General features: G+C 63.6%; 14 protein-coding genes and 1 tRNA gene. 4 read left to right on the plus strand and 11 right to left on the minus strand.

Annotation, left to right across the window (positions count from 1 at the left end; translation table 11 throughout):
• Nucleotides 1-423 precede the first annotated feature (423 nt).
• The 10 genes from GEV06_17105 to tadA all read right to left on the minus strand — a co-directional run bounded on the left by GEV06_17105 (nt 424) and on the right by tadA (nt 12,737).
• Nucleotides 424-3,132 carry an FtsX-like permease family protein gene (locus GEV06_17105; GenBank protein MPZ19617.1) on the minus strand — a complete coding sequence of 903 codons (2,709 nt, stop codon included), beginning with the start codon at nt 3,130-3,132 and terminating at the stop codon, nt 424-426.
• The gene (locus tag GEV06_17110; GenBank protein MPZ19618.1) at nt 3,129-3,488 is read right to left on the minus strand and encodes a PadR family transcriptional regulator; all 360 of its coding nucleotides are present in this window, start codon (nt 3,486-3,488) and stop codon (nt 3,129-3,131) included. Before GEV06_17110 ends, GEV06_17105 begins: the two co-directional genes overlap by 4 nt.
• Nucleotides 3,489-3,600: 112 nt before the next feature.
• Entirely contained in the window at nt 3,601-3,924 is a 324-nt protein-coding gene (locus GEV06_17115) for a DUF86 domain-containing protein (protein MPZ19619.1), read from the minus strand.
• Entirely contained in the window at nt 3,921-4,220 is a 300-nt protein-coding gene (locus GEV06_17120) for a hypothetical protein (protein MPZ19620.1), read from the minus strand. The genes GEV06_17115 and GEV06_17120 overlap by 4 nt, the downstream gene beginning before the upstream one ends.
• Before the next feature lie 453 nt (nt 4,221-4,673).
• Nucleotides 4,674-9,188: a hypothetical protein gene (locus GEV06_17125; GenBank protein ID MPZ19621.1), complete on the minus strand. Its 4,515-nt coding sequence runs from the start codon at nt 9,186-9,188 to the stop codon at nt 4,674-4,676.
• Between the two features lie 33 nt (nt 9,189-9,221).
• Nucleotides 9,222-10,100 (minus strand): hypothetical protein, encoded by an 879-nt coding sequence (locus GEV06_17130; protein ID MPZ19622.1) that lies wholly within the window; start codon nt 10,098-10,100, stop codon nt 9,222-9,224.
• Between the two features lie 6 nt (nt 10,101-10,106).
• On the minus strand, nt 10,107-11,363 hold the full coding sequence (locus GEV06_17135) for an ImmA/IrrE family metallo-endopeptidase (GenBank protein ID MPZ19623.1): 1,257 nt from the start codon (nt 11,361-11,363) through the stop codon (nt 10,107-10,109).
• A 2-nt stretch (nt 11,364-11,365) separates the two neighbouring features.
• Nucleotides 11,366-11,659, minus strand: coding sequence for a type II toxin-antitoxin system HigB family toxin (locus GEV06_17140; GenBank protein MPZ19624.1), 294 nt, complete (start codon nt 11,657-11,659; stop codon nt 11,366-11,368).
• A gap of 382 nt (nt 11,660-12,041) precedes the next feature.
• Nucleotides 12,042-12,137: transfer RNA gene (locus tag GEV06_17145), tRNA-Ser, on the minus strand.
• A 54-nt stretch (nt 12,138-12,191) separates the two neighbouring features.
• Nucleotides 12,192-12,737 (minus strand): tRNA adenosine(34) deaminase TadA, encoded by a 546-nt coding sequence (gene tadA, locus GEV06_17150; GenBank protein ID MPZ19625.1) that lies wholly within the window; start codon nt 12,735-12,737, stop codon nt 12,192-12,194.
• Between the two features lie 149 nt (nt 12,738-12,886).
• Between tadA and GEV06_17155 the strand changes: the two genes are divergently transcribed.
• From GEV06_17155 to GEV06_17170, 4 genes are all read left to right on the plus strand, one after another.
• On the plus strand, nt 12,887-15,196 hold the full coding sequence (locus tag GEV06_17155; GenBank protein MPZ19626.1) for a hydrolase: 2,310 nt from the start codon (nt 12,887-12,889) through the stop codon (nt 15,194-15,196).
• A gap of 23 nt (nt 15,197-15,219) precedes the next feature.
• Nucleotides 15,220-17,658 carry a penicillin acylase family protein gene (locus GEV06_17160; GenBank protein MPZ19627.1) on the plus strand — a complete coding sequence of 813 codons (2,439 nt, stop codon included), beginning with the start codon at nt 15,220-15,222 and terminating at the stop codon, nt 17,656-17,658.
• 165 nt (nt 17,659-17,823) lie between these two features.
• Nucleotides 17,824-19,224, plus strand: coding sequence for a PQQ-binding-like beta-propeller repeat protein (locus tag GEV06_17165; GenBank protein ID MPZ19628.1), 1,401 nt, complete (start codon nt 17,824-17,826; stop codon nt 19,222-19,224).
• Nucleotides 19,225-19,433: 209 nt separating this feature from the next.
• Nucleotides 19,434-20,108, plus strand: coding sequence for a GPP34 family phosphoprotein (locus GEV06_17170; protein MPZ19629.1), 675 nt, complete (start codon nt 19,434-19,436; stop codon nt 20,106-20,108).
• 33 nt (nt 20,109-20,141) lie between these two features.
• On the opposite strand, the gene GEV06_17175 is transcribed toward GEV06_17170, so the two are convergent.
• Nucleotides 20,142-22,544 (minus strand): TonB-dependent siderophore receptor, encoded by a 2,403-nt coding sequence (locus tag GEV06_17175; protein ID MPZ19630.1) that lies wholly within the window; start codon nt 22,542-22,544, stop codon nt 20,142-20,144.
• Nucleotides 22,545-22,755: the final 211 nt, after the last annotated feature.

Consider the following 22,755-nt stretch of genomic DNA (forward strand, 5'->3'; position numbering starts at 1 on the left):
CGCACGTCGCGCCAAACGGGAAGACCAGCCGATGCGCCAACTCGCCGAAGGCGAGGTGGCGGAGAGGGTGGGATTCGAACCCAGTCAGCTCCTTTAGAATCAGTAAGTTACAGATTCTAAAGTGCCAGGGTTGCCGTAAATGCCGGCGATGCCGTCGCGCCTTGCACCGGATTGCACCGAGGTAGAGCGTGGTTGCGGGGTCAGGACAGTGTGTGAAGGCATTCGAGCGTCAGGATTGGCGCAGCGATGCAACCGGGTCATCGACGAGCACGTGCAAGATGTGGACGTGGTCGACGTCGAAGACGTCGAAGCGTACTAATCCGCCGAGCATGCTGGCGTCGCTAAGAGAACGGGAACTCGAAGTGCCGTTAGCGAGCAGACGCGCCTTGCGTCTTAGACCGTCTTAGACCGTCTTAGACCGCATCATTCCAGGCGCAGGACCGCTATCGGATCGAGGCGAGCCGCACGGCGTGCCGGAACATAGCTGGCCACCAACGCTACCACCGTCAGCACGGCGGCCGCGCCGGCAAACGTCAGTGGATCAGTGGCCGTTACGCCAAACAGCAGACCCGCCAACATCTGAGACAGCGCCAGCGACGCCGCCACACCCGCTACCAGGCCGATGGCGGTCAGCGCTAGGCCTTCGCGAAGAATCATGTGGAGGATATCGCGCGATTGCGCGCCGAGCGCAACCCTGACGCCGATGTCGCGATTGCGACGCGCGACTGAATACGACATGACGCCATAGATGCCGATTGTCGCCAGGCCGAGAGCGAGCACGGCAAACGCGCTGAGCACGAGAGCGCGGAAGCGCTGCTGGGCGCTGGCGTCGAACAAAAGATCACTGAGCAGGCCGGCCCCATCGAGCGGCATATCGCGATCGAGCGCCCATATGGCCGCCTTTGCCTCCGGCAGGAGCGCCGCCGGATCGGCTCCGGTGCGCAGGAGCACCACCATGCTCTCGACGGACGCCTGTGCATAAGGAACGTACACCTCCGGCTGCGGCGGCTGAGCAAGCTCGTGGTGCTGCACGTTACCGACGACGCCAACGATCGTCAGCCATGGGCCTGGGCCGTTCCGCAGCATCAATCGCACACGCCGGCCAAGCGCGTCGCCGCCGCGCCAGTATCGACGCAGGGCCATCTCATTCACGATGGCCACGGGTTCGGCTCTCTCCGCATCGTCGGCCGATTCGAAATCGCGGCCGCGCATGAGCAGGATACCCATGAGCTCGAAGTAACCGGGAAACGAGACACGCCGGTCCATGGCGGGCGGCTCTCCTGCGGAGGGCTGCCCCTCTATCTCCATTCCGACATAAACATTCGATCCAGCCAACGGGACCCGGTTGACAGCCGACACACGTTGCACGCCCGGAAGCTCGGCGAGGCGGCCGAACGCCTTGGCGAAGAACACGCGACGCGCAGCGGCCGTCGCGTAGCGTGATTCGGGCACCGCCACCGGAAGACCAAGCACACCCTCAGCCTGAAAACCGGTCGGCACATTGGTCAGCTGCCACAGGCTGCGCGACAACAACCCCGCGCCGATGAGCAGCGTCAATGCGAGAGCAACCTCGACGATGACCAGCACGTTACGCGCACGGCTCGACCCGCCGACCGTTCGGCGCCCCTCCCTGAGCGTCACCGTCGCCGTGGTCTTCGACGACAGCCACGCTGGCGCGAGCCCAAACAGCATCGTCGTCATCACCGACAGCAACACGGCAAAGCTGGCGACGCGCAGGTCGATTCCAATCTCAGCGGTCGGCGGGAGATTGCCAATTCCCAGCGCCGGCACTGATAACAGCAACCACCAGGCAAGAAGGAGACCGCCAAGCGATCCGCCTGCGGCAAATAACAGGTTCTCCGTCAGCAGCTGTTCCGTGATGCGGCCACGCGATGCGCCCAACGCGGCGCGTACTTCGAGCTCCTGTTGACGCGCCGACGCGCGAGCCAGCAGGAGGTTTGCGGCATTGACGCACGCAATCAGCAGTAGACACAGCGCCGCCCCAAACAGCACCAGAACTATGCGGCGCGAGTCGCGTGAGATCAGGTCGCTGGTGGCGATCACCGCGAAGTCAGCGGGCTGCCTGGCGTCTCCGGCCTGGCGGTGCAGCGTCCCGCCGACGCTCTGGAGCTCCGCCTCCGCCTGCGCGGCTGCGATTCCAGGCTTCAGCCGCGCCATGACGTTCATGAACGGAATCGTGCGGACCTGCGCGAGCGGATTGTGCACGAACGGCAGCCACACCTGCGCGCGAGTACTGTCGCGGTTTACGATGGATGCCGTGACGGGCAGATGCGCAGGCTCCGCCAGAATACCTCCGATCGTGAACGATTTGTCGTCGAGGCGAACAATTTGCCCGTTCAACAACACGCCGCGGCCAAAGGTGCGATCCCAGAACCCGCGTGTGACGAGCGCCACCGGTCTGCCTCCGGCTTTGTGCTCCTCGGGCATGAAGTCGCGGCCTTGTTCCAAACCGATTCCAGTAATGGCGAGCAGCTGATCCGAGACGAACGCGGCTGGCACCCTGCGAGGCTCCCCGACCCTGGTCAGCGTCACATCCCACGTGGACGAGAAGCCGGCGAGATGCGAGTAGCTGGTCGTCCGTTCGCGCAAATCCTGCAGATACGGCGGCGCGAACGGCGCCAAGCCGAATCGCGAATCGCGCTGCAGCAGCGACACAATGCGATCGGCTTCTGGATACGGCAGGGGACGCACGAGCGCCGCATCGACGATGCTGAACAGAGAAATCGTCGCGCCGGTTCCGAGCGCGAGCGTCGCAGTCAGCACGAGCGCGAATCCCGGCCGCCGCCGGCACGTGCGCCATCCATAGCCAAGATTCTGCCTAATCCTGCTCACCATGGTGTCACCCTCGGATACTCGTACCTGCGAATCAACTCTCGATTCCCGCCGCTGGAGCACGCGTTCGATCAGGCCGCTTGCGACAAGATCTGACAGTCCCCTTGCACACGTCCACCCGGCCGCGATGCCACCTCGTTCGCCGGCGGCACGTCGACATCGGAGCCGGAACACCCGGGCCATGTCGTCCGCGTACTGGTCACGAAACGGCTTGGGATAGACGTACAGAAGCCAGCGGAAGATGCGATCGGCGAGACACAACCAGCGCTCGTTGTTCATGACACGTTGCCAAATCGCTTGAGCAGTCGACGTGCAGCGCCCACCTGGTCCGCGAGGCGCGCGGCTTCGGCAGCCGCCACGCGCGCGCCGAGGCGAGAGAGGCGAAAGAGCTTCCGCGGTTCTGAATCTTGCGGATCGCTGCGCGTCGTCTTCTCGAGCAGCCCCTCATGCACAAGGCGGTCGAGCGCGCGGTACAGAGTGCCGGGATTCGGGCTGAGGCGTCCGCCAGTTCTGCGCTCGATCGCCAACATCACGTCGTACCCGTGTCGCTCGCCTTCCGCGGCGGCTAGCAGAATCTCGAACGCGATCGGCGTCAACGGCACGTAGTGCTCGGGGTCGCGTCGCTTGTCGGTCATATTTGCTTTAGGCAAGTATGACGATACCTTGCTTCAGGCAACAACGCAATACTGCGTGCTGATCTCAACATACTGCGTGCTGATCTGCGAGCAGATGGCTGGCTGGGGGCCGTTAGAGCAAGGCGGCAACGGCTGCCTTCAGCGTAGGCGGGTCTCGCTCCACGACACGCCAAACCAACGCGAGGTCCACACCGAAGTAATCGTGCGTGAGACGATCGCGCATTCCGGCGATCTGCTTCCAAGGGATCTCCGGACGACGTTCCCTCGTAGTAGCGGAGAGTTGCTTGACGGCCTCGCCAATGATCTCAAGCTTGCGAATGACGGCATCCTGGCGCATCCGCTCGGCTATGAACGCGTCGCGGCCCACCGATGTGTACTGCTCGATGTCGTTGATGGCGTCGCGGATGTGACCGAGGTAGACCCGTTCGTCCTTCACAGCGGTCGCGACTCCGCCAGGATGCGCTCGCGGAGCGCTGGGTGTAGGCTCGCGCCGGTCACCACGTCCACCTTGCGGTCAAGCAGGGCTTCGAGATCCTGGCCAAGCCCCACGATGTCAAGCAACGAACGGTCGGGGTCCATATCTACCAGCACGTCGACGTCGCTGTGCGCGCGGTCGTGGCCACGCGCGACGGAACCGAACACGCGGAGGTTGTACGCCCCGTACTGTGACGCTATGCGGAGGATGTCGTTACGCTTCTGCTGCAGGTCCATGGCGGTGTCGCCGATGTTCATTGTAGACCGCGGCCCGCCATCGATCGCCCCAAAGCACAGCAAGGATGAGATGCGTTTCACGACAACGCGCGAGCGGTCCTGTGCGGGGCGGGCGCAGAAGAGGAAATCACGCGTTGCACCAGAACCCGTGTGGCCAGGTAAGTCTTTGAAAACAAAGGACCGCAGGGCCGACGAACGGGTGCGCGAGCACCCACGTGGCCCGCGCAGGTGCCCATCAATACAAATACTTGAAAAATAAGGGCTTATTGGCGGAGAGGGTGGGATTCGAACCCGGCAGAACCTTTTAGAATCTGTAACTTACAGAAACCACGTTGCCGAGAGTGCCGTGAATGCCCATCGCTGCCGCGGCGCCTTGCACCTGGTTGCACCAACCGGCCGGACTCCCCGATCTGGCTCTGAAACCTTGCGACAGCGATCAGATTGTGACGGAACGGCCGTCACGGCTTAGCAACGTCATGCCGGCTCCATCGGCGGCCAAGGGGAGCCAGACTGGAAATCGGGATGGCGCGGTTCGCCCGCCGGACGGCCGCGTTCAAGACGCCATTCTTCGATCTGGCCGAGCAGCCCAAAGGCGGACTTGCGGCGTTTCGCGTCCCTGTTTGCCATCTTGAACAACGACGTGCGGAGCTCATTCGACGCGCGCGCATGCTGCGTGAAGACGCCGGGGCTGTCCCCGTACGGCCTGCGCTCAACGAAGGCGCCTTCGAGAAGCTCGCGGACACCCCATGGAATCGCTCCCCAGCCTTTGCTGTCGTCGATGAGATTTAGCGCCCCCGCACGTGCCTCAGCCGTCCCAAGCCAGTTCATCACCTTGCAGAGGAGGTGCCGATTGAGGTCGGGAAGGTCGCGCTCGCACAAGGCGATGAGGCGCCGCGCGATGGCGGGCTCGCGCCAGGCGAGGTCGCTGATGCGGGCCACGAGCACATCCTCGCGGTGTGGCCGTGGTGGCAGGGTGATGCCACCCGCTCCCGGCTCGATGAGCCCGAGGAGAACCTCGCGTGCGCGTGGCGTATCAAGCGCCGCGAAGGCGTTGATGAGGTTCTCCTCGCATGCCTCGAAGAGGTTCGGGTCTGAGGCGAGTTCGAGAAGATAGTCGAGGGCCGCGTCGGATCGGCTCTCGCCAAGCGCAATCACGATCTCGCGCAGGTCGTACCAGTACAGGCGGCGCGCTGTGATGGCCTCGCGCATCTTCGCAACGCCCTTCGCGGGCTCGTCAACGAAAGCACACAGTGCGACTGCGCGCTGGAACAGGTATTTCTCGGAATCCTGCAGCCCGTACTTTTCCGAACGCTTCAGGATAGAGTCAACGATACCGAAGGCAGCGGCTGAAGGCACCACCACACCGCTGGCCAGCAAGAGCTCAACGGCATCGGCGCGGGTGTATTCATCCCATGAGGCCGGAAGCGCCATGACCTCCACGATGACCGCCGCCGAGGCGCCACCGTCGATCGCGGCGAGCGCCTTTGCGAGCTCCTTCAGCTCCCGCATCGGCCGTTCGTTTTCCGGCAGCATTAGGAGGCGCGCGATTTCGGCGTTCAGAGCCTCAGCGTAGCGCTCACGGCGGGCATTGTCGGGCAGTGCGGGAGCAAGTCCTTCGCGAGCAGCCCACATCAGCTCGTAGCGAAACTTCCTGTCGAATGCGCGCTCTGGCTTCGGATGGAAATCACGGGCCATCGCCTGCGCGGCATCGACGGCATACTCCGGCTGCGGCAACAGGCCGACGAGCACCTGCTGCGCACCCGCGGGGTCGAGTTGGAGAACGGCCTCAACATGCCAACCGGAATAGCTCATGCTCCCGCCATTGCCAAGCGGACCACGATCTCCGTCGGCCCTCGCCTTTCGGCCGCGTCGCACACGTTCGATATCGGCCTTGATGAGGGTGACAAGGTCGGGCATGTCTTCGGCGTGGCCAAGCTGCGCGAGCGCTGACGCCAGGTTCGCCTTGTCCTGGCCGTCGAAGTCGTCTTGTTTCAAGACGGTCTCGAGGTTTCCCTTCAGGTACTTCCGCAGACGTGCCTTCAGGCTCAGGTCGCCGAGCTGCAGCGGCGTGTCATTGCGCCGCCCGACCTTGCGGAGGAGGTGCGCGGCCACGATGATGTCGATGGGCTCACCCGTACCGGTAATGGATGCGAGGATGCCTGCTACCGCGACGTCGTCAGGGAGCGCGCGGAAGGCCGCTTCGAGTTGCCTCAAGATGGCCCACTCGAGCTCGGGACGGGTCTCTGGCTCCGCTTCCACCTTGCCGCGCAGCTCACGCACCTTCGCATATATGCGAGCTGCCAGCGTCGGGGTCGCGCCGCCGGCGATGACCCGAATCATCCCTTCGAACCGCGCGTGCTTGAGGTCCTCGGTTTCGAGGCGGCCCACGTACTTGTCCACCAGGGCCTCGGGTACGGCGGGTGCGAACGTCAGCCAGTGGTCGGCGTGGTAGAGAACGCCTTCGCCGACCTGCACGGCGAGCCATTCGCTTACCCACGCCGGATCGGCCTTGTGCAGATGTTCGACGGCTGGCTGGATGTAGTGGCTTTCCGCGTTCCGCATATCTTCGGGACGCAGCGCCGCGAGCGCGCCTTTCACGACATCGTCCCAGCCGACCTCTCCAGCCTCAATCAGGTTCAGCGCAGTCCGTAGACGCTTGAGCTCGTCCTTCGTCTCGGCGATGAACTCCTTCAGCGCGGCAACTGCGTTGGCGCGAAGTGCGGCTGGCACCTGGTCGATGTGATCAAGCGCGAAGGCCTCGAAGGCCGGCGCGTCCATGCTGCCGAGCACACTCGCCAGTGCATCGTCCGACCCGGTCCAGGCAAGCGCTTCCGCGCATGCCGTCTTCACGACGGCGCTCTTGTCGGCAGCAGCGAAAGCCGCGGCCTCGGGGTTGAGCCCATTGTGCAGCATCTCCGAGACGAAGTCCGCTCGCACGTCGTCAGGCCATGCACTCACGACTTTGCGCCATTCTGGACCGAGGCTGCTGACACTGAAGTCCGGCCAGAGGCGATACGTGCCGAGCCTCGTTTCCCGGTCTGCCGACGACAGGAGGGGAGCGACGATGTCCTGAAAGTCGTCCGAGCCGGTTGCCAGCATAGCCGCGACCGCGAGGTCGCGGAACCTCGCATCAGGGCCGGCATGAAGTGCGCGCAGTCGGCCGCCAAATGCTTGCCGAGCATCAACCCCCACAGCCGCTCCGCACAGATGCGCGAGTTCACCGGCGAAGACGATGTCGACGGCAAGCGCCATCTCGAGAAGCTCCCGCCCGGCGCGGACCTGGCGCTTGTCAGCTTCCGCATGGCCGGTCGCGATGCCGAGTGTTTCGGCGACCATGCGCAGCGACTCCGCCCAGGCGGGTTCGTTGACGTAATGGGAAGTGTAGCGGCGCAGCCCGTCGGCATCGCCCTCGGCCAGGGCAAAGAGGCTGCCCGCGATGCCAAGCGCTGCGTAGCGCTCCTGAAACTGCTGATGGCCGAAGCGAAACGACACGCCCGGATAATCCGCGCGCTCAAGGACGTGGTGAGCGGACAGCGCGGCAAGGACGGCCGCAGGCTCCCGCACATCGGCGATCTGATTGCGCGACGCCAGGTCCGTTGCGACGGCAACCGTGATGGCGCGGGCATCCTCTTCAGGCAGCGAGACAGCGCCGCGCCGGGTCATCTCCGTCGCGAGCGCCTCCAGGTAGTCGCTGGCACGGCCGAACAGAGGCGCTCCCTGCAAGGCGTTGCGATGCTCGCCCTTCTCCTGCAGCTCGGTAACGGCGCCGAGCACGCCCATCTTCGTCTCAGGAATCGGCACTCCCGCTTCGAAGAGCGAGGCCACCTCCGAAAGGATGAAGGGCGTCCGCGTCAGGTCGTCGAGGACTGGCTTTGCATCGAGCAGCGCTTGCAGTCCGCGAGCCTTGGCGGCCAGGCGCGCGGCCAGGTACGCGGCCCGCTCGCGCCGGAGCAGCGGAAGCAGACGCAGCCGGACCGCGCCCGGCAGCGGCGGGACCAGATGATGCATCCGGGTTGCGACGACGATACCTGCACGGGGGAAGTGCAGGTCGAGGTCGCGCAGCGCCTGTTCGGCCCGTTCGGAGCTGGACTCGGCAACCTCGTTCCACCCGTTCAGGAGGAACCAGAGCTGCTCAGCGGTCTGGGCGCGGGCGAGCGCGCCCGCGTCGAGCCCCTGCGCCTGAAACTGCGGCGTGCCGGAAATGAACTCCAGAATGCCGCGTCCAGAAACGACCCACCCTGGCAGGTCGATGAAGATGGGGATCTGGCCGGCTTGCACGTCGCTCGCGAGCTGGACGAGCGTGGTGGTCTTGCCACGGCCCGCCGGCGCCTCGAGCACGATGCGCCGGTTCTGGCAGAGTGCTGTGCGGATGTCGTTCACGGTGAAGACATCGACGGCTTCGGCACCATTGGCCTCGAGCCTGTGCGCCCGCAGGGCGATCATCGGCCCTTTGACCCGCGCCGCGAGATTGGCGGCACTTTCGGCCACCGCCGCCTTTATCCGCGCGACTTCTTCGGCAAGGCCGGGCTCGACCGGAATGTCCAGGTGCAGGAAGTTCCGGCAGAGCATCACGCCCGCCGGCAACATCAGCGACGTGACAATGTCCTCGCGCTCGATGACGGTGAGCTCAAGGCCGTACTTGGAGCGAATCTCCGTCACCCATGGCCCTTGCTTCTTCCTGCTGACCGTGTCCGGCGTGACGAAGATCAGTGACTTCAGGTCGCCGTAGTGCTTCGTTGCCCTCTCGGCGTCGGCAACGATCTTCTCGAGTGTTGGCGTCGTAGATGAGGCCAGCCCCTTGCCGACGCCGTCAGCCGACAGGAGCGCGCTGGCATAGGCGTCAAGCCCGAGGTCAGCCCTGCGCTCGGAGGCAATCAGCTCCGGCCACCGCATGCGGCCAAGGGCGACTGCCAAATGCTGGAACTTCATCCCGCCTTCGTTGGCGATGAAGTCGGCGAGCGCCTTCAGGATCTCGGCTCTTACGGGCATGTTCGTGCGAAGTGGTCCGCCTCACCCCGGGCCTCAGGCGAACACGCGACTCAGATAGACGATGCCATCTTCAACGCGCGTCTTGACGGCCACGAGGCTCGGGAACGAGATACTCGCGGCTTCGCCGTGGGTGCCTGAGTTGAACACCTTGAACAGCTCGATGATGTTCTCGACATCGTCATCGATGAACTGCTCGAGCGGAGCGGTGAGCAATCCCCTCTCGTGCAGCGCGAACTGAATCCTGGCGCGACGTGTCGGGCGGCCGTCCTTTGTTTTGGCGCAATCAGGAAACGTCTGCAGCACGGCGTCATCCGGCGCGCGCTTCTCGAGAATCTCGGTGAAAATCTCGCGGGAGCTGGTGCAGAAGTGCCGCGAGGCGTCGGGATTTCGTGGGTCGAGGGCGAAGAGTGCGCCGCGCCAGCGGCTATCGAGATCCGGCGAGAGCGTCACAAGCTCGCCCGTGATGCGGGTGTCCTTCAACCTGGCCAAGTCGTCGCCGGCGAGTTGCGCGCCCTGCTCGTTCAGCAGGGCATTCATCACGTCGAGGCTGTTGGCGTTCTCGCGCTCGGATAGATCGAGTAGTTCGCCCATCTCTGCCGCGTAGCCCTGGTCGCGGTCGAGGGCAACGTAAGACCGGTGCAGGGTCTCGACTGAGGTTCGGAACGTGACGTAGCGCGTCACCACGACCGGCCTAGATTGCAGCTGACGGATGGCCTGCTGCACACGCTGCTGGTTGGCGCGGAGCCGCTGATTGTAGGCGCGCACCTCGCGGTTGTAGCTGTCGATCGCCGTCTTGACCTTACGGTTGTGACTCTGAACAACCTGGTTGTAGCGATTGATTGCTTGACGTCGCTGATTGCCCTGCTGCTGCAGGTGGCTCTTGAACTGAGCCAGGGTCATGCGTCGAGCCATGGAGCCTCACTGAGTCTTCCGATTGTTCCGACGAGATGAAGAGGGCCCCGGCTTCCCGAAGTGATGCCGCACAGCACCTATTCCGACGAACTGTGAAAGCAAGCGGTAATTCCGCTGCTCGTGCCGAATCTTTCCGGCGACGATAGCGGGATGCACCTTGAGCGCATTGGCGAGGCTGATGACGGACATCGCCGTCGGCTCCGCCCGTACAGCACTCGACTCCCAAATGGCTCGAGGAACCAGCGCTTCCTCGGCCCATTCGTCTGCCTGCGCTTCCCGGGGATCGTCCGGCGCGCCACCGACGTCACGCAGGGACAGATCGTCCACGAACGCCGCTTGGCCATCGATGTCCATGTGCCATCCGACATGTGCGAGCTCGTGCAGTAGGCAGAACCAAAAATTGTCCAGCCTGTCGTAGCGCAGCGTCAACCCGATGACGGGAGTTCCGTCACCGAGTTTCAACGCAGCACCGTCCAAGTACGTCTTGGGAAGATGAGCGACAATCACAAGCGGGATGCCGTGCTTGGCAAGGGACTCTTTCGCTAGGCGCGGCCCCTCCTCCAACCAGCTGAGCTGAGCGAGCTGGCGAAGAAACTCGAGCGTCACTGTCCCTGGGCGATACATCACGGACGGCTTCTCGCGATTGGCGTCACCCAGCACTTTCCAACACCACGCCTTGAGGGCAAACGGATCTGTCTTCGCGTTAGCTCGTGTCTGATGGCTCTTGCGGTAGAGTGCCGCACACGCGACCGTCGGGCCACCGGCCTGCTTGATCAGGTCGCGCACCAACTCCTCAGAACGAGCGGCTAGATTTCGGACTGTAGGAATCCATCCCGCCTTGGCCATAGCCTTGATCGGAAAGCGGTCCCACTCGAGCGTCTCGATCTCCGTATCGAAATCGGCACCCGGCTGCTGCAGAAGCACCGCGGCCGGAATTCCTAGGTGCTCGTGGAGAGCACGCGCCATTGGCATCGTCAGCGGTCGCTTGCCCGAGAGCACTTCCGAGACTTTGGCTCGGCTGCCGATGAACGGGATGAGATCTCGTGGTGCGAGGCCCGCCTGTTCCAAACGAAACTCGATGGCCGCGACTGGGCTGGGAAAGCCCATCGGGACATGCTTCTCTTCGTAGTGCTCAACGAGATCAGCCAGGACATCGAGCTCATCGCCTTCAGGGGTATCGGGCTCGGCGTCCATGAGCGCTTCGATGCGAGCGAGCGCGGCGTTGTAGTCAGCCTCGCTCCGAATCGCCTTGATTTTGCCCATGTTCACACCTCCTCCACGTCGATCCGGTCGTACTCCGCGTGAGTGCCGACGAAGCGAACGAACACGATACGAGCCCCGTAGTTGACTTTCACAACAAGCCGGTAGCTGTTGCCCTTGATGTTGAAGACCACACGGTTATTGGCCACGATGCTGGCACTTCGATACTTCTCTTTGACCTTCGCCGGCGTGTCCCAATCTTCCTGCTCGACCTCCCGATACCAAGCCAGAAGCGGCTCCTCAGCATCGCGATGCCGCTCCCAGAACTCCCGCAGAGCTCTCTTGGCAATGATCCGCATCTGGAATGTTGGTCCCTAAACACGTGAAAGTATAATGCTCCCAAAACGAATTTACAGTCAAGCTCGCGCGGCAGGGTACGCGGCTCGACCTAAGCACACACGCCCCCTTGGTCGACAGCTGACAGGGTGCTGAAGGCACCCACGTGGGCTATTCAAGGCACCCACGTGGCCCAAACTGGCGTATTTACCGCGATCTCAAAGGCGAAGAACGCAGCGAAGATCGGCGGCGTTGCACCCGGACGGCGGGGCTATATCGTTAAACTATTGATTCTAAAGTAGATAATTTGGCGGAGAGGGTGGGATTCGGTGCCGGTCGCGACGTGCAGCGCACGTCGCGCCAAACGGGAAGACCAGCCGATGCGCCAACTCGCCGAAGGCGAGTTGGCGGAGAGGGTGGGATTCGAACCCACGTGCCAGGCTCATCACCCGACAAAGCGCTTTCGAGGCGCCCCCGTTACGACCACTTCGGTACCTCTCCGCAAGGCAAGACTCTTAATCTTATCACAGCGAATTCACGCGCTAAACAACACAATCACATGGAGTTGCGTGAACGATGGGTGGCGGCCGTGTCGACCGACCCGGGAGCCTCCGGCCGACGTGCACGAAAGAATTCCTGCAACAAGCCTCGGGCCTCTTGCTCGAGCAGGCCCTCGACCACCTCGACCCGATGATTGAGGGCCGGATGCTCGAACGCTCGCATCGTGGAGCGGGCCGCCCCAGCCTTCGGCTCGCGCGTACCAAAGACAACCCGCGCGACCCGTGCATGCACGGTCGCACCGACACACATGAGACAGGGCTCGACGGTGACGAAGAGCTCCGCGCTCGTGAGCCGGTAGTTCCCGATGCGCGACGCCGCAGCGCGCAGCGCCTCGATCTCGGCATGCGCCGTGGGATCCGATGCCGTGATCGGTCGATTGTGGCCGGCGCCAATGATCTCGTCATCGAGAACGACAACCGCACCAATCGGGACCTCGCCCTTATCGGCCGCCTTGCGAGCCTCGTCCATTGCGAGATGCATGAACCGCTCGTCGCGTTCGAGAGTTGTCACAGCGCCACGGTCCACCTTTGCGAAGAGCATACTATGTGGTCGCGGTGCCGGAACAGGAAACCCCTCCTGAACAGATCGCACAAGACCTGCGGGATGCGTACGACCGTGGTTTGCAGCTCGAAACGTCTCGAGACGCCACCATGTTGCGCCGCAGCCCTGCCCGTCGTAGTCACACCGACATGCCTGCCTCTCGGGACTCAACTGTTGGCGTCCGATGCGGAGACGTCCACCTGCTCGGGCGGCCGATCGCTACTCTACTCGCGGCTCTTGTCTCGATCGCGGCGGCCACCTCCACGCTCGCGCAAGATCTCCAGGTCGGCGGCGGCTCGTCATCCACGGGTGGCCGCCCGTCGACGACGGCGATGCGCGTCGATGAAGATCCGGTGATCGATGGCGAAGTCCTCGGCGAGGCCATCTGGCACGATGCACCCGTGGCCACCTCTTTCTGGCAGGAGCAGCCAAACGAGGGACAGCCAGCTTCCGAGCGCACCGAGGTGCGCCTGCTCTTCACCGACAACACACTGTACGTTGGCGTGGTGTGTTACGACCGCGCCCCTCGGTCGATCATCGTCTCCGACGCGCGCCGTGACGCACCGCTGGATGAGACCGATAGCTTCCAGATGATCTTCGACACGTACAGCGATCGCCTCAACGGGTTCGTCTTTGGAACCAATCCAGCTGGCATCGAATACGACGGACAGGTCACCAACGAGGGCCAAGGGGGCGGCGGTCTCGGCCGGAGCCAGACCCAGCAGTCCGGCTCCGGCGGCGGTTTCAATCTGAACTGGGATGGCGCCTGGTGGGTCCGTACGAAGATCAACGACACCGGTTGGAGCGCCGAGTTCGCCATCCCCTTTCGCACGCTGCGCTTTCCGGGTGGCACCGATCAGGCATGGGGCGTGAACTTCCAGCGAAACATCCGGCGCCGCAACGAGCGCTCTTACTGGGCGCCGATCCCGCGGCAGTACGACCTCTACAGGTTGTCGCTGGCCGGGACCGTCTCGGGTCTCCAAACGCCGAGCATTCGTCAGCTGACGGTGACGCCCTACGCCCTCGGGAACGTGGTCGCGTCGGGTGAGAAGCCCGTCGACAGCGATCTTCTCGGCGACGTCGGCGTCGACGCCAAGTACAACGTGACGCCAAGCCTCACGCTCGATGCGACCGTCAACACCGATTTCGCTCAGGTGGAGGTGGACGATCAGCAGGTGAATCTCGATCGATTCGACCTGTTCTTCCCAGAGAAGCGGTCGTTCTTCCTCGAGAATGCTGGCTTCTTCTCGGTGGGCAACCCTGGCGAGGTGGATCTCTTCTTCAGCCGGCGTATCGGCATCAGCGAAGCGGGTCAAGCCATTCCCATTCTCGGTGGCGCTCGTTTGTCCGGCAAGAGGGGTCCATACAACATCGGGTTGCTGAACATGCAAACCGACGAGTTCCAGGATCGTACGCCAGGAAACAACTTCTCGGTCGCCCGAGTGAGCCGTGACCTGCCGAACCGCTCATCGGTGGGTGTGCTCGTCGTGAACCGCCAGGGCACGGGCAGCCTGGCCTCGTCCGACGACTACAACCGTACGTACGCGGTTGATGGCCAATGGGGAGTTGGGCAGCATACCGTCCTCTCGAGCTTCGTGGCCAAAACGCAGACACCGGGCGTAGACGAGGACGATGTCGCGTTCAACGTGCGGTCGCGCACGAATCTGCCGCGCTACGACATCGAGCTCGGCTATCAAGAGGTGGGAGAGCAGTTCAACCCGGAGGTCGGCTTCCTCACCCGTCGCGGGTACCGTAAGCCGGACGCGCGGTTGATGACACGCTTTCGTCCCAAGAGCTTCCTCAACATCCAGGAGCTGCGCCCGCATACGTCCTACCGAGGCTTCTGGGGCTTCGACGGGTTCCAGGAGAGTGGCCACTGGCACATCGACAATCACTGGGAGCTCAAGAACAGCTACGAGGTTCACACCGGCTTCAACCTCACGCACGAAGGTGTGCGCACACCGTTCGAGATCTTTCCTGACGTGGTGGTGCCGCCCGGTACGTACGAGCATGGAGAAGCGCAGCTCGTCTTCATGACGAACCAGGGTGCCCCGGTCAGCCTCGACGTCGAGACGACCATCGGCGGCTTCTTCGGAGGCGACCGCGTCTCGGTGAGCCCGACGCTGCGGATGCGGCTGCGCGAAACGCTGACCACAGAGGTGACCTACGAGCGCAACGATGTCGATCTCCCATGGGGCGATTTCGTCGCCAGCCTCGTCAGGACACGGGCCTCCTATTCGTTCAACACCCGCACGTTCGTCCAGGCGCTCGTGCAGTACAACGACCGTGCAGACCTCTGGTCGATGAACTTTCGCTTCGCGTGGCTGCGGGCCGCCAACACCGGGCTCTTCATTGTCTATACCGACACACGCGGCCTCTATGATCTCTTCGACCGACCGGAACGCACGGATCGCTCACTGACCGTCAAGTTCTCCCGCAGGTTCGACGTGCTCCGCTGAGGCCTGCAGTAGAATCGCAGGCCATGGTGCTACGTCTCTTTGTCGCGATCTTCGCCGCAGGCACGGCGCTCTCCGCGAGACCGGCTCCCGAGCGACGCACCCTCGACGTCGACGGCCTTCGGGCGCCGGTCGAGATCGCCGTCGACCCCTGGGGCATCGCGCACATCTATGCTCGAAACGAGCACGACGTGTTCTTTGCCCAGGGCTACAATGCCGCGCGCGATCGGCTGTTCCAGTTGGAGATCTGGCGGCGGCGGGCAACCGGCACGATCGCGGAGATTCTCGGTGAGCGCGAGCTCGATCGCGACATCGGGGCGCGGCTGCTCCGATACCGTGGCGACCTCGGCAGCGAGCTCAATCACTACCACCCACGTGGCCAGCAGATCATCGAAGCGTTCACCGCGGGAATCAACGCGTACATCGACGAGGTCCGGCAAGACGACTCTCGCCTGCCGATGGAGCTCCGTCTCCTTGGCATCCGGCCGGAACCCTGGACACCAGAGATCGTCGTGTCGCGGCACCAAGGCCTGTTCTCGAATCTCACGCAGGAGCTGACTGTTGCACGAGCGGTTCGAGCCATCGGCGCCGACAAAGTGAAGGAGCTGTACTACTTCCACCCCGGTGACCCCGTTCTAGAGCCGGACCCCGCGCTCGATCTCACGCTGCTCGATGCCAATGTCCTGCGGTTCTATCGAGCACATCGATCGGACATCGCCTTCGAGCCGGAAGACCTGGCAACAACGACGGTAGGCCTGGCCAGGAGACGTGTAGGCCCGACCTTTGTGTCGGGCGCGCCGCAGACGCAAGACCCGGCGAGCAGCGTCCCCGCCGATGGCATCGGGAGCAACAACTGGGTGCTCAGTGGCCGGCGAACCGAGCATGGCGCGCCCATCATGGCCAATGACCCGCACCGCGCGCTTCAGGCGCCGTCGCTTCGGTACTTGGTCCATCTGGTCGCACCGGGCTGGAACGTGATTGGCGGTGGCGAGCCTGCGCTCCCGGGTGTGTCGATCGGGCACAACGCGCATGGGGCGTGGGGTCTGACGGTCTTTGGGATCGACATGGAGGACCTGTACGTCTACGAGACGCGAGCGTCGAACCCGAACGAATACCGATACCGCGGAGCCTGGGAATCGATGCGCGTGGAGCGAGAGACGATCCGGGTGAAGGGCGCCCAGCCGGTCGACGTGACGCTGAAGTTCACACGACATGGGCCGGTGTTGCACGAGGACGAGACGAATCACAAGGCGTATGCGCTGCGTGCAGGCTGGCTCGAGAAGGGTGGAGCGCCCTATCTCGCGAGCCTGCGCATGAATCAGGCGACGAGCTGGGAAGAGTTTCGCGACGCCTGCTCCTACAGTCGAACGCCGGCCGAGAACATGGTGTGGGCAGACCTCCGCGGAACGATCGGGTGGCAAGCGGTCGGCATCGCACCTGTTCGACAACACTGGAGCGGTCTGGTTCCCGTTCCTGGCGACGGTCGATACGAGTGGGACGGCTATCTTCCAATCAAGGCGCTGCCGTCGATGGTCGACCCGGATGAAGGCTACATCACCACGGCCAACCACAATCTCGTCCCTGACGGATACCGTCATCGAAACGCCGTCGGCTGGAGCTGGGCGGATCCATACCGCGCGAATCGCATCCACGAAGTCCTCGCCTCGGGCAAGCGCTTCTCGATGGCCGACATGATGGCGCTGCAGCACGACGAGCTCTCGATTCCGGCGCGTCAACTGGTCTGGCTCCTGTCTCGCGTGGAAGTATCGGATCCCAGCCTTCGTCGGGTGATAGACGACCTCTCGCGGTGGGACTTCGTGCTCGATCGAGACTCGGTCGAGGCGGCAATCTACGTATCGTGGGAACGGCAGTTATCTGAGAACGTGCGGGCGCTGATGGTACCTGCGGAAGCACGCGCTCTCATCAAAACGATATCCATGACACGGGTGGTCCAATGGCTGACGGCACCCGACGCCCGCTTCGGCGCGGATCCGGTTGCGGGGCGAGACGATCTCCTGCGCTCGAGCTTGAGAGAGGCGCTCGCGGATCTGACGAAGCGCTTGGGTGAGGATCGATCGGCGTGGCGCTATGGACAGGAGCGCTTCAAGCATGTCTTGATCAAGCATCCGCTGGGTCAGGCGGTTCCCGAAGCGCGACGTGCTGAATTGGATGTCGGACCGAACCCCCGGGGCGGCTACGGACTCACTGTCAACAGCACGAGCGGAGAGAACAACCAGGCTTCTGGTGCGTCGTTTCGGATCATCATCGATACCGCCAACTGGGACCATTCGGTTGGAACCAACGCTCCCGGACAATCCGGAAATCCCGACAGCCCGCACTACCGCGATCTCTTCGAGCTCTGGGTGCGGGGCCAATACTTCCCGCTCCTCTACTCGCGCGAGCGAGTGCTGGGCGCTGCCACAAAGATGGAAACGCTCAGGCCGACGCCTGGCAGGGTCCGTTGAGTAGGAAGTCCGCCTTCGCTTGCCTGCGGCGAGCTTCGGCGAGACAAGTCGCGTTATGGCTTCGGCTTGCCTAGCCCGCCTTCGCTATCGCGTTCGGTGGCCTGCCTAGCCGTAGCCTCGCCCACGCGATAGCTCCGGCGAGGCGAAGGCTGGTAGTCTGTAGCCATGCTCAGAAAGATCCTCAAGGGCAGCGCCGTAGTAATCGCTATCCTGGTCATGGTCGGCGTCGTGCTGTACGCGTTCGGCTTGCGAATGGTGCTGCACGGCAGCGGGATGCCGTACCTGACCTTCATGCCGTCGGAGGGAGCTCAGGCCACGCGGATCGCGCAGCATCGCGAGAGCCAGCGCGCCAAATACGAAGCTGGTACAGTCCGGCGGGCGTCAGCCGCCGCCGAGGGGTCGACATACTGGAGCGATTTTCGCGGCCCGAATCGGGACGGTCACTACCGCGAGCGTCCGATCCTGACGAGGTGGCCTGCCGGTGGGCTGGAGCCCGTGTGGAAACAGCCCGTCGGCGGTGGATACGCCTCATTTGCAATCGCGCATGGCCGGGCGTTCACCATCGAGCAACGTGACGAGGAAGAGGTCATCGCCGCCTACGACGTCGCGACGGGTCGCGAGCTCTGGACGAATAGCTGGACAGCGGCGTTTCGCGAAAGCCAGGGCGGTGATGGGCCGCGCGCAACGCCCACATGGGCGGAGGGTCGCGTGTACGCGCTCGGCGCCACCGGCGAGCTCCGGTGCCTCGACGAAGCAGATGGTCGCGTGGTATGGCGAACCAATATCCTCCGCGACGCGGGCGCGGACAACTTGCAGTGGGGCATGGCGGCAGCGCCGCTCCTCGTCGACGACACCATCGTCGTGCTGCCGGGCGGGAACAGCGGTCGGTCCGTCGTGGCTTATGACCGTCGCACGGGCGAACGCCGCTGGTCAGCGCTGGATGACCAGCAGGCTTACTCGTCGCCGATGCTCGTGACGCTGGCCGGTGTGCGACAGATCCTCGTCTTCAGCGCGTCGCGACTGATGGGACTCTCACCGAGCAACGGCGACGTCCTCTGGGAGTATCCGTGGAAGACACCGTTCGACGTCAACGCGTCGCAGCCGATCGTGATCGGAGAGAATCGTGTCTTCGTCTCGAGCGGATACGGCACCGGCGCAGCGGTCATCGAGATTCAGGGCGAAGAGGCAGACTTCACCGCGCGGGAGGTCTGGCGCAACATCCGCATGAAGAATCGCTTCACCAGCTCGGTCCTCCACGACGGTTTCATCTATGGGCTCGACGAAGCGATTCTCGCGTGCGTCAGTGCGGAGACGGGCGAGCAGATGTGGAAAGGCGGACGGTACGGTCACGGCCAACTGGTGCTGGCGGACGGCCACTTGATCGTCCTCACCGAGGACGGGGACCTGGCGCTCGTGCGCGCGACGCCAAAGCGTCATGAGGAGATCGTGCGCTTCTCCGTCCTGGACGGGAAGACCTGGAACCACCCGGCCATGGCCGATGGCTACCTCTTGGTACGGAGCCCCGCAGAGATGGCAGCGTTCGATCTACGGCCGCCGAAAGGGTGAGGTCACGACACAGCATGGGCAGCGGATACCCACCGGATCTCTAAGACCTTTCTGCCTCAGGTACGGTCGGCGGCGACATCGACTGGTCACGCTGGCTTCGAGCTGATCAACATGTTCGGCGACTTCAGTGAACGTCCGTTCGAACGCGATGGCGACGAGCTCGTTATCGAAGCCCGACGTCCGTCCTGATATGAGAACGGTTCGAGACAATGCTCACAGCCGAGGACTTGCTGCTGTTGTTGCTCGACGATGAGACCGGCAAGCCGATCATCGACCGAACGAAGTTGGACCACGCTCTGGCTGGTGCCCTGCTAGTGGAGCTTGCTGTCCGCGGGTGCGTGGACATTGCCGATCGTGGCGAGAAGGTGAGAAAGGGGCGTCTCATCGTCCGTGATGCTTCCCCGATCGGCGATGAGGTGCTAGACAAGGCGCTGCGGCTTGTCTCCGATAAGGAGGGCAGCAAGCCGGTGTCGGTTCTCAAACAGCTAGGTAAGGGTCTACGAGATCGACTGCTCGATCGGTTGGCCGACCGCGGTATTCTTCGGCGCGAACAGGGAACGATCCTCGGGTTGTTCCCGACCCGCCGCTGGCCGACGGCAGACGCCCGACACGAGACGGAGATTCGCGCGTCCCTGCACGACGCGCTCGTGAATGGTCACCCACCTGATCAGCGCGCCGGTGCGCTGATCTCCCTGCTGCTCGCCGTTGACGGACTTCGCAAGGTCGTCGACACGCGAGACAAGCGCGCGATGAAACGCAGAGCCAAGGAGATTGCGCAAGGCGCCTGGGCAGCCGACGCCGTCCAAAAGGCGGTCAAAGCCGTTGATGATGCTGTCATGGCCGCGATCATTGCCACAACGGTTGTCTCGTCCAACCACGGTTGACGAGCCAGGGGATGACGGCCTGTTGTCCAAAGCTCAGTAGCGGTACGCGGCCGTGACGGCAACCTTGCGCCGGTTGCCGTACCAGCAGTCACCACGGTCGATGCACGTAGCGATGTAGGACTTGTCGAACAGGTTGCTGGCATTCACGGCATAACGCCACGGCCCGTGATCGAACGCGAACAGGGCATCTACCAGTGTGGTCGACGGCGCGGAGAGCACATCCGTGCCGTCCCAGATCTCGCCAACGTAGCGGAGGCCCATGCCGGCGCTGAGCCCGCGAACCGGGCCGATCCCGAACCTGTGTACCGCCCACAGCGAGGCGGAGTGCTCCGGAATGCTGTGCAGGCGCTTGTTCAGATACGGGTCATCCGGATCGCTGCTCTCGGTGACCGTTGCGTCGGTATAGGTGTAATTCGCCACCAGATCCCAAGCGCGAAGGCGCGCCGTCGCTTCCAGCTCGGCACCGTTGACGGTGACCTCTCCTCGCTGCACCTGATTCAGCGGATTGTCTGGATCGGTCGTTGGACGGTTCTTCTCATTCAGCGTGTAAGCAGCCACGGTTACGGCGACCCGCTCATCGGTAGGCGACCATTTCACGCCCCCCTCCCACTGCGCGCCGCGCTTCGGCTTGGACGGAACGCCGTAGTAGTCCGCGCCGGTGAACACCTCGAACGACGTGCTGTAGCTCACGTACGGCGCCCAGCCGCCATCGGCAAGATAAACCGCCCCCAGCCGATGCGTCCATGCGTTGTCGTCAGCGCCTGACTCCGGGGAGTCCTCGACGTCCACGTCTGCCGCGTCGTGCCGAAGCCCCGCGACGAACACCCACCGCTCGTCGAGCTTCATCTGGTCTTGAACCGTCACACCAATCTGTCTGGTGTCGGTGGGATTCTCCGGGCCGAACTCGAGCTCGGGCAATGGAAAAGTACCGTAGACAGGCGTATAGACATCGAGCGGAGTCGCATCCCCTCCCACATCGAGATTGACGTCGCGTGACCACAAGCCGTCGACGCCCACCAGCAGCGTGTGCTCGGTTGGACCAAGCGTCAGCCTTCTCTCGGCCAGAACGTCGACGTTCGTGATCCGCGTCTCGGTCCGGGATGCATACCAGATGCGATTGACAGAGCGCCCATCGTCCAGGAGCCCTTCGTAGAAGTCGGCGTACATGCCGCGCAGGTGTCCGTCGACGTTGTCATGACGCAGATTGTGCCTGACGTTCCATGTGTCATTGAGCTGATGACTGAGCTGGTAGCCGAAGCGGGTGCGCTCTCCACCATAGGTGTCCCAGGCGGGCTCACCGATGAAGGTGTCATCTGGAATACGGCCATTGGGCGCGGAAAGGATCGTGCCTTCCCAAGGAAAGAACCCTACCGTGTTGTCGCTCTCATCGCGTTGGTACTGGCCATATGCGGTGAGGGACGACGTCGCAGCGCTCGGCCGCCAGGTCAGCGCAGGCGCGACGAGCTGGCGCTCTTCGTCTGCGTGGTCCACCTGGGTGCCGCTGTCCTTGCCAAGCGCCACGAAACGATACAGCAAGCTGCCATCGTTGTTCAGCGGACCCGTGAAATCCAGGCCGATCAGCTTGTGCGCATGGTTGCCCGCTTGGACCCTGATCTCACGCTGCGCTTGCGCCTGCGGCAACTTGGAGACGAGATTGACGACGCCGCCGGGGCCGTTCTGGCCGTACAGGACGGAGCTCGGACCGCGCAGCACCTCCACTCGCTCGAAGGCATACGGCTCGTTGCGAACGTTGCCATACCAGCCGCTCAGCGGCAGCTTCAGACCATCGAGCAGCGTCGAGCCTTCGCTGCCTCCACGCATGGTGAACCAGTCGCCGCGGTTGTCAGGGCCGTACATCTCGGCGCGCACTCCGGCCGTATACCGCACGACCTCCTCCATGGTCTGCGTGTTCTGCGCTTCGATCTGCTCTCGCGTAATGACGGAGATAGACTGCGGCGTCTCCTTGAGCGGCGTATCGGTCTTGGTACCGGTCCCGCTGCGCGACACGATGCCGGAGGGGGCGCTGACGGTCACGGTGTCGGTGATGTGCGCAACCGTGAGCGGCACGCTCAGCTCCGTGTCCTGGTCTGCCGCAACGCTCACCTGTTGCCGGAAGATGTCGAACCCAGACCTCTCCACCTGCACGTCGTAGCGGCCCGGAGGCAGCCGAAGGGCAAAGCGGCCGTCCGACGCCGTCTCGACGACGCGTGTGAAGCTCCCGCACGTAGCGTTCACCGTCGCGCCGGCGATACGTGCACCTTGCGCGTCGGCGACGACGCCGGAGAGTGTTCGCTCCGGCTCCCCGGCGTCGACGGTGCAAGGGGCATCGCTATCATCAACTGTTTGGGCACCGACAGCGGTCGGCATCGTGAGGAGGAGCGACGCGCCAAGCGACAGCGCGATGAGGCGGAGACCGAGGGCGCAACGACGAATCATGAGCAGGGTTCCCTTGCGGCGCGCTCAATGAATATTCGATATTGAGACTCAGTCTCACGTAAGCCCAGATAGGCTATGCGCCGAAAGGCGACCTGTCAAGTCGGATATCCCGCCGGATATCGCGCCCTTGTCGGATATCGCGCCCTGTCGGATATCGCGCCCCGGAATACTCGAAGCGGCCCTAGAAGCCGCGATAGGTCAAGCTCTGCGT

This window comes from Luteitalea sp., from assembly GCA_009377605.1.
GTDB lineage: Bacteria > Acidobacteriota > Vicinamibacteria > Vicinamibacterales > Vicinamibacteraceae > WHTT01.

What these genes read in the sequence shown, in the direction of transcription:
- GEV06_17175 (MPZ19630.1), bottom strand. Translation starts at nt 22,544, where the DNA reads ATGATTCGTCGTTGCGCCCTCGGTCTCCGCCTCATCGCGCTGTCGCTT.
- GEV06_17170 (MPZ19629.1), top strand. Translation starts at nt 19,434, where the DNA reads ATGCTCACAGCCGAGGACTTGCTGCTGTTGTTGCTCGACGATGAGACC.
- GEV06_17135 (MPZ19623.1), bottom strand. Translation starts at nt 11,363, where the DNA reads ATGGGCAAAATCAAGGCGATTCGGAGCGAGGCTGACTACAACGCCGCG.
- GEV06_17140 (MPZ19624.1), bottom strand. Translation starts at nt 11,659, where the DNA reads ATGCGGATCATTGCCAAGAGAGCTCTGCGGGAGTTCTGGGAGCGGCAT.
- GEV06_17110 (MPZ19618.1), bottom strand. Translation starts at nt 3,488, where the DNA reads ATGACCGACAAGCGACGCGACCCCGAGCACTACGTGCCGTTGACGCCG.
- GEV06_17155 (MPZ19626.1), top strand. Translation starts at nt 12,887, where the DNA reads ATGCCTGCCTCTCGGGACTCAACTGTTGGCGTCCGATGCGGAGACGTC.
- tadA (MPZ19625.1), bottom strand. Translation starts at nt 12,737, where the DNA reads ATGCTCTTCGCAAAGGTGGACCGTGGCGCTGTGACAACTCTCGAACGC.
- GEV06_17160 (MPZ19627.1), top strand. Translation starts at nt 15,220, where the DNA reads ATGGTGCTACGTCTCTTTGTCGCGATCTTCGCCGCAGGCACGGCGCTC.
- GEV06_17130 (MPZ19622.1), bottom strand. Translation starts at nt 10,100, where the DNA reads ATGGCTCGACGCATGACCCTGGCTCAGTTCAAGAGCCACCTGCAGCAG.
- GEV06_17105 (MPZ19617.1), bottom strand. Translation starts at nt 3,132, where the DNA reads ATGAACAACGAGCGCTGGTTGTGTCTCGCCGATCGCATCTTCCGCTGG.
- GEV06_17165 (MPZ19628.1), top strand. Translation starts at nt 17,824, where the DNA reads ATGCTCAGAAAGATCCTCAAGGGCAGCGCCGTAGTAATCGCTATCCTG.
- GEV06_17125 (MPZ19621.1), bottom strand. Translation starts at nt 9,188, where the DNA reads ATGCCCGTAAGAGCCGAGATCCTGAAGGCGCTCGCCGACTTCATCGCC.
- GEV06_17120 (MPZ19620.1), bottom strand. Translation starts at nt 4,220, where the DNA reads ATGAACATCGGCGACACCGCCATGGACCTGCAGCAGAAGCGTAACGAC.